Raw genomic sequence first — 18080 nt, 5'->3', positions numbered from 1 at the left:
GCCGATAATTTAATCCCAAACAAACTGTTTCCAGTTGATAGGGATTAAACCTTTCTTGACAAGGCTATGTCTCATGCCATCATGCTTCCTATCAAGCCGCAGCGTATGGCATACAGGGCAAAGAGTTCTCAGGTTGGACGCATGATTGCTCCCACCAGATGACAACGGACGAATGTGATCAATATGAGCAGTCTTTAAACTGGCTGTTCTTTGACACAATCCATTGACTTTTGGTGGTTTGGCTTCTGGACTTTGGCACAATCCTTCATCTCTGGTGTAGATGCGCTGCCGAGTAATTTCCCATTGTTCAAGCGGCTGGCGTTTCCATTGGTAAACAGGCAGATTTGGATGCTGGCGTTTTTGCTTGACTTTTATGTAAAGTTCAAAAGACATGACTTGACCGAACTCGACTTAACACAACACGACGTGACGAAACGGAAGGTGACGGGACAGGCGTTAACGATACCTGACGAAACGAGACGGGTATTTAAAGAATGCTAAATTCCTTTAGCTCAAATCTTCCGTAACCAATGCTTTGTCTACCATCGCCAACACCTACTAAAGTTCCGGCGTTGATGATAGCTGTTTCTAAAGACTTTCGATCAACAACAACCGAATCCCAAAGAATGGTGAATGAACATTGCCATCCAGGTTTCACAGCCACACGGTAGCGAATGTTCCTCGCTTTAGTAGAAGGGTTACGTACACCAATCACTTCAACATAGCTATCGGGTAGTTTCTCACTTTTGACAGTTCCGGCTTCAATGACTTGAGGTGGATCAGGTAATTTAATTGGCCCGTCGCTATTACAGATATAAATCTGGTCGTCCATGACTTGCAGGGTACTGGCAATGTCTGCAAGTAAATTACCTTTACCCCGTTTCACAGTTTTACCACCATACTTAATGCAACCGAAAAAGTATGTTGGTAGCAAAAATAATTGGCGTTCTTCATCCATGAGAACAGTCTTTTTCCACTCATTGGGGCTATTACCTGCTACACCATCTTTTTCTTTAGCTTCTAATGGCAAAGCATCAACTCCAAAGTGGTGTATGGCAAGTGTTCTAGTTCCCTCAATTGAGACTTTTGCTTGCAGAATGTTGGCCATATTTTAGACATTGCGCGTAAATACAGCAGAAATTACAGACGTATGTTTCAGCTTTGAAACCTCCTTTGTCTCAATGTTTTAGTTATTTGGGTTGATTGGCTAGTTGACGAAAATTAATCTTGAGTGGCGATCGCTCAACTTTAAGTAGGCTGAGTAATGCTGATCCATAGTTGTTATAGTGCCTTGTACTAGCGTTACCCCATATCGGCTAGATTTTTGATGCTGATGTTTGCGATCAGCGATCGCACCAATACAGTTTATTTGGATCATTTGGATCGCTAGACATTCCTACCGTTAATTTCAAGCAGTTAGGTCTCGCTGTTCTAATCCCACATTGAAAATCAGTGTAAAACTGACACCAGGAATGAGTCGGCGCAAAACTTGTAGATGAGCTTCGGCATCGCTGCGACGGCGAAAACGAGCGACAATCTGGTTCTGCATATTGGGTAAAAGCCTGACTATACACCAAGGATTGAGCTTTTCAAGATAAGTCATGAAATTCTCCTGGTAAAATCTGTAATTTCCAAGACAAAAGCCAGCCTACTGTGACGGTGGCTGGCAAGAAATATCATTTTGATATTGAAATTAGATGCAGTTTCTACTCACTTTCGTCTGGGAAGCACAGCTTCTTCAGCAGTTCTTCGGGAATCTCCTCAAAGTGTTCTAGCACAAAGTTCATCAGTGCCAGGTGGCGTAAATCGGCTGGCATGGGACGGCGGTAGTTTTTACCTCTTGCAAACCAGCGTCGCACGGTGGACAGGGAACGATCGCAAATCTGCGCCATTTCTTCATAACTCACCTGCCACTTGGTGTAAAACTGCTTGGGAGTCATACCCAACTGACAATAACTGTAGAGTTGCACCAAATCTTGCTCTCGCTGCTTGAGTGGATGAGGATTCATTAGTGTGTCTCCTCGCTGATTGGTGCTAAATCTTCTTCCCAAGCAATATCGGCAGATGTCCAAGCAGCACTAGGGCAATCTTTGCTTAACCAAATTAGATAGCACCAACTCCAGGCGCAAAGATGAGAAGCAAAGCTATAAAATCGACCAATGACAATACCCCAGTCAGTATCGCTTTCATTAGAAAGCCAACGCAAGCGATCGCCATATAAAAATCTGGGTGTTTTGGCTACATCAGGAAAGTTAGCGGGAAGTTCGATAGATGCGTCTGGGTATTTGAGGTTAACCCTGAGCGTTCGCGCAGCGTCTCCGTTAGGAGAAGCCGTTCGCGTAGCGTCTCGCAGAGAAGGGTTAATCAAACCTGGGGCTATGTCTTGGTGATTGTGCCGGATGAGATGGAGATAAGCAGCAATCAACTTACCATTAATGCTATGAGTTAACTCAGAAATCAGAATTGCCGCTAGAGTTTCTATTTCTTGCTGCTGGAGTTGCATCCAGGTGCTGTCAAAGTCTGCATCAGAGTAGTTTTTGAGCTTTGCTAGTAATTCGGTGATGCCAAAATCATTTAAAGCTTGTTGATAAGCTCTGTGTTCATCTGTTTTATAGCGAACAGGGTTTAACATTGTATATGACTCCTGAATAGAGGGGCCAAAAGCCAGCTTGAGCCGTAGGAAAGTTCGAGGCTGGCTTTTGACTTATCAGTAATTATACATAAACTAGCTGTATTTTTATGTTAATTTATGCGTCTTAGTGTGTTTAATAGAAAAAGACACAAAATAGCTTATGATGGTGATATGGGAAAAGTAACTGTAACTATTTACATGGAAGAAGTAGACAAAGAAGCTCTGCAACAATTGGCGGATGCAGAGGAGCGTTCTTTGTCTCAAATGGCGGTGTTAATTTTGAAACGAGCGATTAGACAAGCTCAGAATGATGGGACGATTACACCGAAATAATTTGTAGTTGCTTGAAGATGCGATCGCCTAAACTCTACCATTGGCGATCGCTTCTCAATTAGCAGGGTGCATTGGTGTAGCCCACCGACGGTATCGCATACTGCAAGTAATTGCATTTAATTGTAAAATTTTTATGTAGTAGCTGCCTAATTGCTGGTATTTTCTAGAGAATAGATAGCAAAAGCTCCGATTATTATTTATTTACCATAGAAAAAACACTTAGATTTTGCTTTAAGAAAAGATATAAACTTTACGTAAAAATACTAAATTGAATTTACAAACAGTGATAGGATTTGCTGAAGTTGGTTTTAGCTGTCTTATAAGTACGTTATGAACGAACATTGTGTTAACGTTCGTTATTTTCTGCGTCTAATTTTGTTGTTGGATGCAGATATTTTAAGAGCAGCTAACTTTTTTGTTCCCTAAGTATTGATTAATCACTAATTTCAACCCAAAAAAAAGCGAGTTAATCTCTATGAAGTGAATAAAACCATATTATTGATTTCCAAGATTTGAGAATAAAAGCTTTGATTAATAAAGCTTTGAGTTAGGGATTGCGATCGCTCCAAAACATTTCAATCCCCAAAATTCTCATATCTTTAGTAGTCTAACCTCTCCAACGCTAATTTTTTAAATCTACCTGCCCGTGACCCTCATAAGTTACGGACAAAATTTTTCATGACTCTTTTAAAACTACTTTTATCCTAAAAAACATGAATAATACTTACATTCTTCCTAACAATCTAGTTGTAGAGTCTCCCTTAAGCATTGATACAAATATATTAAGTTCTCTAGAACAAGCTCTGATTCTGGTGCAAGAAAGATTACAGGCTTTTACTAGTGAACCAGAATTTACTCAAAAAATTGCAGTAGCTTTTGGAGATACGGCAGATGCTGACTCTTTACAAACAGCGTGGTTAGCAGGAGATTTAAGTATTGTTCCCACGATAGCCATTCGTAATGCAGCAGATATCAATGGTGCGAATGGAGCTTATGGGGCATTTACTAACAAGATATACCTGTCTTGGGAGTTTTTGCAGGCTAATCAGGCGAATCCAGAAAATTTAGTAGGGTTGTTGCTAGAAGAAATTGGGCATCGAGTTGATAGTATTTTGAATGAGAGCGATCGTGCTGGGGATGAGGGAGCGATTTTCTCGGCGTTGGTACTAGGGGAAAGTCTTTCTAGTGGGCAGTTGCAGTCTTTAAAAGCGGAAGATGATCATACTGTAATTACTCTGGATGGGCAGGTTGTTGAGATTGAAAAGCAAGATTTTATCGGCACGGCAGGTAATGACAATATTACTGGAACAGTCGGAGATGATTTTATTCAGGGTTTGGAAGGGAATGACAACCTGAATGGGTTAGCAGGAAATGACATCTTAGATGGTGGTGCGGGGACGAATACTCTAAATGGTGGTGATGGGGATGATGTCCTAATTAATAGTTTTGGTAGTGTCGATGGTGGAGTCGGTCGAGATGTATTAGTTTTGAACTATACAGGCTATTTTACAGGAGTTTACAACACTAATTTAAGCGATCGCTTCCGGCGTACAGGCGATAATGCCGACCTAATTTACTATGCAGGAATCGAAAACTTTAATATTACTGGGACAGTATATACAGATTATTTGAAAGGCACTGTTGGGGATACTATTGATGGTGCAGGTGGTAAAGATTATCTCTACCTGGATGTTTCTACTATCACCAGTGATGTTACCGTTGACCTGACTCAAACTACCAATCTATTTAATGTTGCTAATACTAGCGTCAAGAATTTCGAGAGTATCGGCACAATTACCACAGGTGCAGGGAACGATACAATTAAACTCGGTTTACTCCCTTCTACAGAAAGAGGAAGTGTAGATGGCAGGGCAGGCAATGATACGCTTATCCTTGATTTTACAGGCTATACCACAGGAGTTTACAACACTAATTTAAGCGATCGCTTCCGGCGTACAGGCGATAATGCCGACCTAATTTACTATACAGGAATTGACAACTTTAATATTACTGGGACAGTATATACAGATTATTTGAGAGGCATTGCAGGGGATACTCTTGATGGTGCAGGTGGGGTAGACTATTTAACCCTTGACTTTTCGACTCAAAGCAGTTCTGTCAACATTGATTTGACTCAAACAACCAATCAAGTTAACTTTGCCAACACCAGTGTCAAGAATTTTGAAGCCATTGAAGTAATTACCACAGGTAGTGGTGATGATCGTATCAAATTAGGATTGACAGCATCGACGGTAAGAGGAAGTGTAAATGGCAGGGCAGGCAATGATACGCTTATCCTTGATTTTACAGGCTATACCACAGGAGTTTACAACACTAATTTAAGTGATCGCTTCCGGCGTACAGGTGATAATGCCGACCTAATTTACTATACAGGAATTGACAACTTTAATATTACTGGGACAGTATATACAGATTATTTGAGAGGCATTGCAGGGGATACTCTTGATGGTGCAGGTGGGGTAGACTATTTAACCCTTGACTTTTCGACTCAAAGCAGTTCTGTCAACATTGATTTGACTCAAACAACCAATCAAGTTAACTTTGCCAACACCAGTGTCAAGAATTTTGAAGCCATTGAAGGGATTACCACAGGTAGTGGCGATGATCGTATCAAATTAGGATTGACAGCATCGACAGTAAGAGGAAGTGTAGATGGCAGGGCAGGCAATGATACCCTCATTCTTGATTTTACAGGCTATACCACAGGAGTTTACAACACTAATTTAAGCGATCGCTTCCGGCGTACAGGTGATAATGCCGACCTAATTTACTATGCAGGAATCGAAAACTTTAATATTACTGGGACAGTATATAACGACTTTTTCCAAGGTTTTGCAGGTAATGACACCATTATCGGTGGTGCAGGGAACGATAGCATCAATAGTAGTGCGGGTAATGACATCATCATCGGTGTGAATCCCTATGCTGCTACCCCTGGATTGAATGAAATTGATACCGTGACTGGCGGAACGGGGAGCGATCGCTTTATTTTAGGTAATGCTGCTAATATCTTCTACGAAGATAGCAATACTACGACAGCAGGCACTAATGATTATGCCCTGATTAAAGACTTTAACCCCAATGAAGATTTCATTCAACTAAAAGGTTCCAAGAGTAATTATTTACTCGCTGCTTCTCCCATTAATGGCATTTCCGGTACTGCTATCTACCTCAACAAACCCAGCGCAGAACCTGATGAACTCATCGCTATTATCGAAGGGGTGACGGGGTTAGATATTAACTCCAATTATTTTGTTGAAGCCAAAGACGAAATTGCCTTTAGTGCTGCTCAATTTAGCGTCAATGAAGATGGAACTCCCGTTGTTGCAGTCACTGTTACCCGCACAGAACTAAATACTGGGGAAGTCAGTGCAACAATCGTTCTCAATGATGGCACGGCAACGGCGGGAACTGACTATGATAATTCTCCCATTACAGTTAATTTTGCCTCTGGGGAGACGAGCAAAACCGTTGTTATTCCCATCACCGACGACAGAATTGGTGACGGGAATGAAACTATCAACCTAACGCTGACTAATCCCACTGGTGGGGCAATTTTGGGTACGCAAAATACAGCGACATTGACAATTTTTGATAATGAACAACCGGGGACATTAGCGTTTAATAATACTGCTTTCACTATCAATGAAGATGGGACAACTACAGCAGCAGTTACCATAATTCGTACTGGCGGAAGTGATGGACAAGTTAGCGTTATTGTCAACCCCAGCAATGGTACAGCAACAGCACCAGAAGACTACAATAACAGTCCGATTCTTGTCACCTTTGCTGATGGCGATACTACTGCGAAAACTGTCAGTATCCCCATCGTCAATGACAGCAAATTTGAGTCAAACGAAACGATTAATCTAGTCCTCACTAACCCCACTGGTGGTGTAACGCTGGGAACGCAAAGCACGGCGACACTGACTATTATTAGCGACGATCCCATACAACCGGGAACATTAAGTTTTAGTGCATCTCAATTCAGCGTCAACGAAGATGGAACTCCGGTTGTTGCTGTTACTGTTACCCGCACAGGTGGAAGCGATGGCGCAGTCAGTGTAACTTTAACACCCAGTAACGGCACTGCAACAGCACCAACAGATTACAACAATACGCCGATTACTGTTAACTTTGCTAATGGTGAAACTTCTAAAATTGTCACCATCCCTATAGTTGACGATACGCAATTTGAAAGCGATGAAACCATCAACCTGACGTTAACTAACCCCACTGGTGGTGCAACCCTTGGTAATCAAAATACTGCTACGCTGACGATTATCAATAACGACACACCCCAGCAAGGTTTTCTAGCCTTCAGTAATGCAACTTATAGCGTCAACGAAGACGGTACGCCAATTACGGCTGTGACTATTACCCGTACTGGGGGAAGTGATGGCGAAGTTACTGCGACAATTTCTTTAGATGATGGTAGTGCAACAGCACCCCAAGATTACAACAATAATCCCATCACCGTCACCTTTGCCAACGGCGACAATACACCCAAAATCATCACTATTCCCATCGTCAACGATACTGTAGTTGAAGGAACGGAGACGATAAACCTCAGCCTGACTAATACTACAGGTGGTGCGTCAGTTGGTAGACAAAATACTGCGGTAGTAGCGATCGCAGATGACGATGTTCAGCTAAACTTTAGTACAGCCAATTACACTGTCCGTGAAGATGGAACTGCGGTTACTGACATCATTGTAACCCGCACAGGACGGACAACCGGGGCAGTCAGCGCGACTATTACCTTTACCGATGGAACTGCTACAGGGTGCGGTTGTGGGGCGAGTTCCGTTAATAATGACTTTTATAATGGTGCGTTTAACATCACCTTGGCTGACGGTGAGACGAGTAAGATTATCACTGTAGAGTCAGCCAGTTTGGGGGGAAGTAACGCTATCCGCATCCGCAATGACTCTAAAGTTGAGGGCGATGAAACCTTTAGCATTAACTTGACTAACCCTACAGGTGGTGCAACTATTGGGAATCAAGGTAGTGCTACTGTTAAAATTCTCGATGATGATGTGGCACTGGCCTTTAGTGCGGCTAACTTTAGCGTAAGAGAGAATGGAGAAGCGATCGCCGTCGTTACCGTTACCCGCACAGGTAGATTAACAGGCGTAGTCGGTGCAACTATTAATTTAACTGACGGTACAGCAACAGCACCCAGCGACTATAACAATACACCGATAACCATTTCCTTTGCAGAGGGAGAAACCAGCAAGACAGTTTTCATCCCCGTCAACAATGACATTACCGTTGAACCCGATGAAACCCTCACCCTCACCCTCACCAACCCCACTGGTGGTGCGACAATTGGCACACAGGGTACAGCAGTCCTAACAATAGTGGATAATGGACAAGCACCAACTTTGGGTGTATCAATTAATAAGGATATTGTTGCTGAGAATGCCGGAAATGCTGCTGCAATAGGAACTGTCACTCGTAATATTGTTACAGATCAAGATTTAGTTATTACTCTGACTTCTAGTGATACCACTGAAGCAACAGTTCCCACCCAAGTCACCATTTTAGCTAATCAAGCTTCTGCAACCTTTAACATTAACGCAGTTGATGATGGTGTCGCAGATGGGGCGCAACCAGTTATTATTACCGCATCAGCCACAGGCTTTAGTAGTGGTTCTCGTAACTTGACGGTGACAGATATTAATGTACCGGATTTAGTTATCTCTAATTTAAGTGCAACCACACCTTTATTAACAGGAAAGCAAGCATTCTTCAGCTATAAAGTTGAAAATAAAGGACTAGCCAAAGCAACAGCAACCGAAGCAACTCCCGCAATAGACCGAGTTTATTTATCTACTGATAACAAATTAGATAGTAGCGATACCCTGTTAGGAGAATTTCAATTTCAAGGAAACTTCCCAGTCGGGCAATTTTATGAAAGGAATGTTGCTTTCTTTGTTCCCAGAACTACCGGACAATATTATTTAATCGCTCAAACTGATGCTACCAATACTATTAATGAAGGTGGAAGCATTGGCGATAATAACAATACAACTATTCTCCCGGTATCCGTTGCGGCTGCTTATCGGGCTATAGTTTCCACAGACACAGAAATAGGCATTGCTGGACAATCAGTTATTTTCAAAGGACAAGCATTAAGTAATGGTGATAATTCACCCGTACCTTTTGAATTTGTCACCATTGCAGTTAAGAATAATGGGTTTGTGCGAGAGTTAACAGCATTTACCGATGGTAATGGCAATTTTATTAGCACATTTAAACCATTAGCGGGAGAAGGTGGAAATTATCAAATTAATGCTTATTTCCCCAATAATCCGGGCGAAGATACAGCAGCAGAAGACAGCTTTAAGCTGTTAGGAATGCGTTTTGCTAGTAATAGTGCATCTCATAAAGTAATTGCAGATAACACATTTACTGCACAAGTGAATTTACAAAACCTGACAGATGTTGATTTAAATGGACTTACCTATACAGTAGAAGGTGCGCCAAGTAATTGGAATATTCAAGTTAACACCCCGGCGACATTAGCAGGTTCGGGTAATAATACTATTAGTTATACGATTACAGCACCCAATGATTCTGTAATTACTCAAGACACATTTAATATTAAGCTGACAAGTGCGGAAGGAGTAACAGCAACTTTACCAGTTAGCGTTGATTTAGAAAGAATTGTGCCGCGTTTGGTAGCTTCAACTAATCTCGTCAGCAGTGGAATGTTGCGAGGGAATCAAACGGCGGTAGAGTTTGAGGTGAAAAATGAAGGCGGTGCGGGTGCAGAAAATATTGAAGTATTGCTTCCTGATGCGCCTTGGTTGAAGTTAGCATCACCGACAAAGATTAATTCTCTTGCGCCTGGAGAGTCAACAAAGGTAACGTTATTGCTGACTCCAGAAGCAGATTTAGCGTTAACAGAATATAAAGGCAATATTTTCTTAGATGCTACGGGGAATGATGGAGATTTAGCACTTCCGTTTAATTTCCGGGCGGTGAGTAATGCGGTTGGGGAAATTCGGATTAACACGGCTGATGAATTAACTTATTTTGCTGAAGGTTCACCCAAATTAGCAAATGCAACTGTTACTCTGCGGGATTATTTTACTAATGAAGTGATTGCAAGTACGGTAACAGATGCAGCAGGAGTAATTAATCTATCAAATATTAATGAGGGCTTTTATAAGCTTGAGGTAACAGCAGAGAATCACGAAACTTATCGCCAGACGATACAGCTTGATGCAGGAGAGATTGAAAATGTTAATGCTTTCTTGTCGCGTCAGACGGTTAGATACATTTGGAATGTTACACCAACAGAAATTGAGGATAAATATGACATCACTGTTGAGAGTGTTTTTGAGACAGATGTACCAATTCCAACAGTAGTAATTGATCCACCATTGATTGATTTAGCAGATTTACAAGTTGTTGGTCAAGTCATGCAAATTGATATGACTTTGACAAATTATGGGTTGATTGCAGCGAATAATGTAAAATTCGATTTTGGTACACATCCATTTTATAAAATTGAGCCTTTAATTGAAGATATTGGAACATTAGAGGCGAAGAGTTCTATTACTGTACCTGTCATAATTACTAGAATTGCTGATTTTGATACTTTGCAAAACAGTAGTGGAGAAATTTCGCTTTTAGCAGCGCAGCCTTCAGTTCCTTGTAATGTTCGAGGGCAAATATATTACGATTATATATGTGGCCTCCCAATTCCAGTCTCTAAGTCTACAAATGTTCTGGTTTATAATGTAGAAGGTAACTGCTCTGGGGAGCCTTGGAACCCTGTTGGTAATCCTACTCCTGGTAGTAATGACGTTAACATTCATTCTAATCCAACAACCGTTAATTCCCCGTCTAATTGCGATCCCAATACATTAGAAAAATTAAAGGCACTTGGAAATCTTTCTCTTCTGTTAATATCTTTAACACTTCCTATTACTGAGCCAACTGCAATATTAGCATTCGCTCTCTCTGTTGCAATACAATACGGTAAGAATGATTATGTAGGTGGTGCTTCATCTGCTATTACACTATTAATAGAATTTGTAGATGGTAGTAAGTCACTGAGACTGTTAAATAAAGTTCCAGACGCAATAAACGCACTAGACAATATTGCTACCCTGTTATCTAGTTCTTCATCTAATTTTATTAATATTGACAACAGTAATTTAGTTCGATTATCTACTAATCAAAGTTTAGCTACAATTACTGAATATATCGATCGCTTAGAGACAGTGTTAAGCGGATTTAGTACGTTTTTTGGAGATTCCATTTGGTTAAAGGTTGAGGACAGTGAACTATTTGATAATTGGTTTAAGGCTTTTCTAACTCGAATTATAGGAAAAAACGCAGCAGAAGCTAAGGTTTCAGAGTCAGAACGAAATGAACTGTTGAGTATTCCTTTTCCCATACCACTTACAGGTACTGATATAAACAAATTTATAGATCGATGGAATCGCACAATTGACTATCGAAATGCTGGTATCTTAAATGAATCTGACGTACCAAACGGCCAAAGTCAAGATTTTTTAGGAATAGACAAGTTAACTGAATCTAACAATGCTCTTAATGCAACTATTGAGCAAGTTAAAGCAGAGGGCTTTGATAATATATTCGATGGACTTCAAGCAACTGTTCAAGAATTGCAAAATTCTTTTGAAAATTCCAGTGGTGGAGTTTGCGCCCGCGTTCGCATCACCATTGACCAAGACGCAGTAACAACCCGTTCCGCCTTCCTGGGCGAACTCGAAATCGACAACGGTAACACCACAAACCTGGAAAACCTCACCGTCACTCTGCAAGTCAAAGACGCACAAGGCAACGTAGTTAACAACCTCTTCGGGATCACCAACCCCATCCTGAAAAACATCACCAACTTAGACGGTACAGGTATCCTCACTGGCGATAACCCCAACACACCCCAAGATGAAGGTATCGGTAGCGCCCAATGGACATTCATCCCCACCAACCTCGCCGCGCCGGAAGTCCCCACCCAATACAGTATCGGCGGTACACTCTCCTACACAGAAAACGGTCAACTCATCACTGTTCCTTTACTGTCCACCCCCATCACCGTCTATCCCCAAGCCGAACTCTACCTCGACTACTTCCAGCAACGCAACGTCTACGGTGATGACCCCTTCACCGACCAAACTGAAACATCAGTCCCCTTCTCTCTTGGTGTTCTGGTCAAAAACGAAGGTAAAGGCGACGCAAAAAATCTCCGCATCACTTCCGCCCAACCCAAAATAGTTGACAATGAAAAAGGCTTGCTAATTGACTTCCAAATTATCGGTAGCCAAGTCAACAACGAAACTGTCAACCCTTCCTTAACCGTTAACTTCGGCAACATCGCCGCCGGAGAAACCGCCGTGGCTGACTGGTTACTTAAGTCAAGTCTGCAAGGCAAATTCATCGAATACAAAGCCACTTTTGAACACGTCAATGGACTCAACAACCCTGAACTTTCTTTAATTAAAGAAACTAAAATCCATGAGCTGATTCACAAAGTTCGCGCCAACGATGACAACCTGACAGACTTTTTAGTTAACGATGTATTTGATGCCAACTTCGACCCCGATACCCTCTACTTCAGCAGTGGTGGAACAGCACCCGTAAAAGTCGTCACCAACGCCACCACAGACGGAGTAGCAACCTTTGAAGATTTAACAGTCCAAGTCAGTGCCACGGTAGAATCAGGATGGACTTACCTCCGCCTCAATGATCCCGGTAACGGACAATTCCAAATTAAAAAGGTACTGCGTAGCGATGGTACAGAACTCATTTTAGACAACGTGTGGACAACAGACCGCACCTTCCCCGCTACAGGTCGTCCTATCTACGAAAACATCTTACATTTACTCGACAATAACGCCACAGCAGGCACCCAAACCTACACCATCACCTACACTACAGGCGACCAAACCCCGCCAAAAGTCCGCGAAATTGTTGATGTTGACCCCAACCCCCGCAACACTCCTGTTGACAGCCTAGATGTTGTCTTCACTGAACCCATCAAAGCAGCTACCTTTGATGCAAGTGACATCACCCTCACCCTAGATGGTGTTGCAGTCAATACCAATAACCTCAGCATCACGCAAGTTAATGCCAACACCTACCGCATCGGTAACTTACAAGGCATCACAGGCAATGTAGGACAATATCAACTGAGTGTGAATGCCGTCGGAGTGCAAGATTTTGAAGGACTTTCCGGTGTAGGAGTTGTTACCGAAAATTGGATTTTCACAGGTGAACGTCCCGCCGTCGCTTCCATTTCTGGCTTTACCTCCAACCGTCTCATAACCCCAGTTAACACCGTTACCGTCTCCTTTACCGAAGCCATTAACCCCAGCAGCTTCGATTTTAGCGACTTGTTCCTCAACCGCAATGGTGGCGGTGATTTAATTAAGAGTACCGTTACTATCACCCCAATTAATGCAACTACTTACCAAATTAATAACCTGGGTGATTTAACTAATGTTGATGGTGAATACTCATTTTTAATTAATGCTAGAGGTGTTAATGATACCGACGGTAATACAGGCGTAGGTGCAAAAGGATTTACCTGGACATTAGATACAAATGCCCCCAGTCTGCTATCAATTACCGATGTCACCAGCCCCCGCAATACTAAAGTTTCTACTCTGGATATTGCCTTTTCCAAATTAATTGACTCGACAACTTTTGATTTAAGCGATGTTATTCTCACCCGTGATGGCACAACTAATTTAATTACCAATGGTGTCACTTTTACTCAACTGAATAACACAACGTATCGCTTCAGTGGTTTAAATGGTTTACAAACTACTGATGGCACTTATAGTTTTACAGTTGTTGGCAGTGGTATTAAAGACACAGCCGGAAATATTGTAACTAATTCCCTGTCTGAAAACTGGACATTAGATACAATTGCGCCTAATGTACCGACAAATATTCAAGTAATAGCTAACTTATCTAATTCTGAGTTAGCAACTGCTTCCACTAGCTTGGGAGTTACTAATGCTTTCGGTCAGGTTCGCGTTAATAGTACATCAATAAATATCTCTGGTTCTTTGGATGAACCTGGCTTAAAAGTTTACGTCCGCGATAAAAATCTCAATCAATCTCTAGGACAAGCCACTGTCAACGGTACTAACTTTAATAGCACCGTACAATTATCTGGTGCAGGTGCAAGAGAATTAGAAATTCAAGTTGTAGATGCAGCCGGAAATACAACTACCACACCTCTGAATATCTTTGCTGATGTCACCGCACCAACACTAATTAATTTCTTAAATATTCCATCACAACCTGTTATTACTCCTGTTGGTGCTGTTGATGTTCAATTCTCCGAAACTATTAACTTGTCCACCTTTAACTATCAAGACATTACCTTAACTCGTGATGGTGGCACTAACTTAATAACTAATGCAGTCACAATTAGTAATGTTTCGGGAACAACTTACCGCATTAACGGCTTAGAAACTCTCACCCAAACTCCCGGAACTTACAACCTACAAATTAACACCCCCGGCATTCAAGACTTAGCCGGAAATGCAGGTATTGAACCGAAAAATACCACCTTTACCATCCAAGGTGCAGTTACTCCAGGGGTAACAATTACACAATCTAACGGTAGCACTAATGTAGTTGAAGGTGGCGCAACCGACACATACACAGTTGTCTTAAAAACTCAACCCACTGCTGATGTCACTATTACCCTGAATGTTGGTAGTCAAATTACCACCAATAACACTACCCTTACCTTCACTGCTGCTAACTGGAATACTCCCCAAACTGTTACAGTTACCGCCGTTAACGACACCACCCCAGAAGGCAACCACATAGCTACAATTACTCACAACATCAGTAGCACTGACAACAACTACAACAGCTTAACTTTGCCTAATATCAACGTCGCTATCCAAGATAATGATGCCGAGATTCGCGGTACTGTTTGGAACGATGTCAACGGTGACGGTATCAAAGGTAACGATGAACCCACCCTACCAAATTGGACAGTTTACCTAGACACCAACAATAACAACCTCCTAGATGCAGGTGAAACTTCCACCCTCACCAACTCCCAAGGTAATTACACCTTCAACGACCTCCGCCCTGGTAATTATACTGTTGCCCAAGTCGTCCAAGATGGCTGGAAACAAACCTACCCCATCATTAACATTACAACTACCGCATCCACGGAGGAAATCTTCACCCCCAGTGACCCCCTCAGCATCACAAGCACTACCCAAACCACCACAGCCACTAACTTAATTAACCTTGATGACTTCCAAGCAGATAGCCGCTTTGCCAATATCAAAGGTCAAGGTTACACCACCGTCATCATCGACACTGGCATTGATTTAGATCATCCTTTCTTCGGTGCAGATAAAAATAATGATGGCATAGGCGATCGCATCATCTACCAATACGACTTCGCCGACAACGACAACGACGCAAGCGATAAAAACGGACATGGTTCTCATATCGCCAGTATCGCCGCCAGCATCGCCTCCAACGCCAATATTATCGCCCTGAAGGTCTTTAAAGACAACGGTTCTGGTTACTTCTCAGACCTAGAAGCAGCCCTACAATGGGTGAATCAAAATTCAGATACATATAACATTGCATCTGTCAATCTTTCTGTAGGAGATAGCCAAAACTGGACTACAGGCAATCCCCGCTATGGTATTGCTGATGAATTAGCAGCGATCGCTTCCAAAAACATTATAATTGCGGCAGCCGCAGGCAACAGTTTCTATCAATTTAACAGCAACCCCGGAATAGCTTACCCCGCCGCCGACCCCAATACCATTGCTGTAGGTGCAGTTTGGGCAGATAACTTTGGTGGTAACAAAACCTTTAGTGGTGGGGCAACTGATTATACGACGGGAAGCGATCGCATCGCCAGTTTCTCCCAACGCCACCCCACCCTGTTAGATGTCTTTGCTCCTGGTATCTTCATTACAGGGGCAAATGCTACAGGTGGTACACAGTCAATGGGCGGTACATCTCAAGCAACTCCCTTCATCTCTGGTATTGCGGTACTAGCACAACAAATTGCCTCTGAAAAACTCGGACGAGAACTTACCCTGAGTGAATTTCGCACTCTTCTAGACAACACTAGCGATATCATCAATGACGGTGATGATGAAAACGACAACGTTACCAATACTCAACTGAACTTCCCACGAGTAAATCTGCTGGCTTTAGCAGAAGCCATCCTCAACCTCAACAGCCAACCAACAAATCCAGCCAATCCCAACCCTGATAATAACTCCAGCGATGATCCGCTTTACTTGCCGAGTGGTTCAGTCAAATTGACGCATACTGTCACCCTCACGGCTGGTCAAGTTGCCACAGATATTGACTTTGGTAATCAACTTCTAAATAATGCACCTATATTAGAGAATGCGATCGCCGATCAAACTATCGGCGCAAAAAGTCCCTTCAGTTTCACCCTTCCTGCCAACACCTTCACTGACATAGATGCAGGCGATAACCTTACCTACACCGCCACCCTAGCAGATGACTCACCGCTACCAAGTTGGTTAACTTTTAACTCCAACACCTTCAGTGGTACTCCAACCTTAACTGATGTCGGCATACTCAGCATTAAAGTTATAGCGACAGATAGCCAGGGTGCGATCGCTAGTGATATCTTTACCATTAACATTCGCAACCTCACAGGTACATCTGCTAAAAACACCATCACCGGCACACTCAATAATGACTTAATTGAAGGCTTGGCTGGTGATGACACCCTGTTTGGTTTAGCTGGAAACGATACCCTTGATGGTGGTTCTGGTAAAGATACCATGACCGGAGGATTGGGCGATGATATTTACATTGTGGATAACAGTGGTGATAAAGTCGTCGAAAATGCCGATGAAGGAACTGATACTGTTCGTTCATCTACTAGCTACACATTGGGCGAAAATATTGAAAACCTGATTTTGACTGGTACTAGTGGTCTTTCAGGAACAGGTAACGCACTCAACAACCTAATTACTGGTAACAGTGGCGGTAACAACCTCAAAGGAAATGCCGGAAATGACACCCTTGAAGGCTTTGCCGGAAATGACACCTTAGAGGGTGGTGTGGGTGATGACTTAATGATTGGTGGTGTTGGCAATGATACTTACTACGTTGATAGCAGCAACGATCAAATCATAGAACTAGCCAATGAAGGAACTGATACTGTCCGTACTAGTGTAACTTGGGTACTAGGAGATAACGTAGAAAACCTCATCCTTACTGGTACTGATGCCATTGATGGTACTGGTAATAACTTAAGAAACACCATCACTGGGAACATTGCTAATAACAGCCTATTCGGTGGTAACGAAAATGATAGCCTTAAAGGCGATGCAGGTAATGACTTCTTAGATGGTGGTGTAGGCAATGACAGCTTAGATGGTGGTGTTGGTGATGATGTAATGATTGGCGGTGCAGGTAATGATACTTACTACGTTGATAGCAGCAACGACCAAATTATCGAAGCAGCCAACGAAGGAACTGATACTGTTCGCGTCGGCTTTAGTTTCACGCTAGGCGACAATTTAGAAAATCTCATCTTAACTGGCAGTAACGCCATTGATGGTACTGGTAATAACTTAAGAAACACCATCATTGGTAACTCTGCTAACAACAACTTGTTTGGTGGCGCTGGCAATGACAGCTTAGATGGTGGTGTTGGTGATGATGTAATGATTGGCGGTGCAGGTAATGATACTTACTACGTTGATAGCAGCAACGACCAAATTATCGAAGCAGCCAATGAGGGAACTGATACTGTTCGCGTCGGCTTTAGTTTCACGCTAGGCGATAACGTAGAAAATCTTGTCTTAATTGGCATTAACGCCATTGATGGCACTGGTAATACTTTGAAAAACAGCATCACTGGTAACGTTGCCGATAACAACCTATCAGGCGGTGATAATGATGACAACCTCAAAGGGAATGCTGGTAACGACTACCTTGATGGTGGTGCAGGTAATGACATTTTAAATGGTGGTGTTGGTGATGACGTAATGATTGGCGGTGCAGGTAACGATACTTACTATGTTGATAGCAGCAACGACCAAATTATCGAAGCAGCCAACGA

The 18080-nt window shown here is 42.4% G+C and carries 8 protein-coding genes; 2 read left to right on the top strand and 6 right to left on the bottom strand.

All coding sequences use genetic code 11. The annotated features are described in order from the left end of the window. Positions 1-9: 9 nt before the first annotated feature. The 6 genes from NCWK1_RS03455 to NCWK1_RS03435 all read right to left on the bottom strand — a co-directional run bounded on the left by NCWK1_RS03455 (position 10) and on the right by NCWK1_RS03435 (position 2632). Positions 10-393: an HNH endonuclease gene (locus NCWK1_RS03455; RefSeq protein WP_103123730.1), complete on the bottom strand. Its 384-nt coding sequence runs from the start codon at positions 391-393 to the stop codon at positions 10-12. A gap of 94 nt (positions 394-487) precedes the next feature. Continuing rightward, positions 488-1108: a hypothetical protein gene (locus NCWK1_RS03450; RefSeq protein ID WP_103123729.1), complete on the bottom strand. Its 621-nt coding sequence runs from the start codon at positions 1106-1108 to the stop codon at positions 488-490. Positions 1109-1207: 99 nt separating this feature from the next. Further along, a complete protein-coding gene (locus tag NCWK1_RS29355) occupies positions 1208-1378 on the bottom strand; it encodes a hypothetical protein (RefSeq protein ID WP_187308041.1) in 171 nt (56 codons plus the stop codon). A gap of 30 nt (positions 1379-1408) precedes the next feature. Then, on the bottom strand, positions 1409-1603 hold the full coding sequence (locus NCWK1_RS03445) for a hypothetical protein (protein ID WP_103123728.1): 195 nt from the start codon (positions 1601-1603) through the stop codon (positions 1409-1411). A gap of 103 nt (positions 1604-1706) precedes the next feature. Beyond that, on the bottom strand, positions 1707-2009 hold the full coding sequence (locus tag NCWK1_RS03440) for a hypothetical protein (RefSeq protein ID WP_103123727.1): 303 nt from the start codon (positions 2007-2009) through the stop codon (positions 1707-1709). Beyond that, entirely contained in the window at positions 2009-2632 is a 624-nt protein-coding gene (locus NCWK1_RS03435; protein WP_103123726.1) for a hypothetical protein, read from the bottom strand. Before NCWK1_RS03435 ends, NCWK1_RS03440 begins: the two co-directional genes overlap by 1 nt. A gap of 171 nt (positions 2633-2803) precedes the next feature. On the opposite strand from NCWK1_RS03435, the gene NCWK1_RS03430 reads away from it, so the two are divergent. Next, entirely contained in the window at positions 2804-2965 is a 162-nt protein-coding gene (locus NCWK1_RS03430) for a ribbon-helix-helix domain-containing protein (RefSeq protein WP_242049397.1), read from the top strand. Between the two features lie 713 nt (positions 2966-3678). Next, a partial coding sequence (locus tag NCWK1_RS30010; RefSeq protein WP_103123724.1) for a Calx-beta domain-containing protein occupies positions 3679-18080 on the top strand: 14402 nt, incomplete at its 3' end.

Source organism: Nostoc cycadae WK-1 (assembly GCF_002897135.1).
In the GTDB taxonomy this organism is placed as follows: Bacteria; Cyanobacteriota; Cyanobacteriia; order Cyanobacteriales; family Nostocaceae; genus Nostoc_B.
The sequence above is the reverse complement of the archived record's forward strand: the minus strand, read 5'-3'. Positions and strand labels throughout refer to the sequence as shown.

Excerpts from the sequence above, each read along its gene's own strand:
- NCWK1_RS03455 (WP_103123730.1), bottom strand. The coding sequence starts at position 393 with ATGTCTTTTGAACTTTACATAAAAGTCAAGCAAAAACGCCAGCATCCA.
- NCWK1_RS03450 (WP_103123729.1), bottom strand. The coding sequence starts at position 1,108 with ATGGCCAACATTCTGCAAGCAAAAGTCTCAATTGAGGGAACTAGAACA.
- NCWK1_RS29355 (WP_187308041.1), bottom strand. The coding sequence starts at position 1,378 with ATGATCCAAATAAACTGTATTGGTGCGATCGCTGATCGCAAACATCAG.
- NCWK1_RS03445 (WP_103123728.1), bottom strand. The coding sequence starts at position 1,603 with ATGACTTATCTTGAAAAGCTCAATCCTTGGTGTATAGTCAGGCTTTTA.
- NCWK1_RS03440 (WP_103123727.1), bottom strand. The coding sequence starts at position 2,009 with ATGAATCCTCATCCACTCAAGCAGCGAGAGCAAGATTTGGTGCAACTC.
- NCWK1_RS03435 (WP_103123726.1), bottom strand. The coding sequence starts at position 2,632 with ATGTTAAACCCTGTTCGCTATAAAACAGATGAACACAGAGCTTATCAA.
- NCWK1_RS03430 (WP_242049397.1), top strand. The coding sequence starts at position 2,804 with ATGGGAAAAGTAACTGTAACTATTTACATGGAAGAAGTAGACAAAGAA.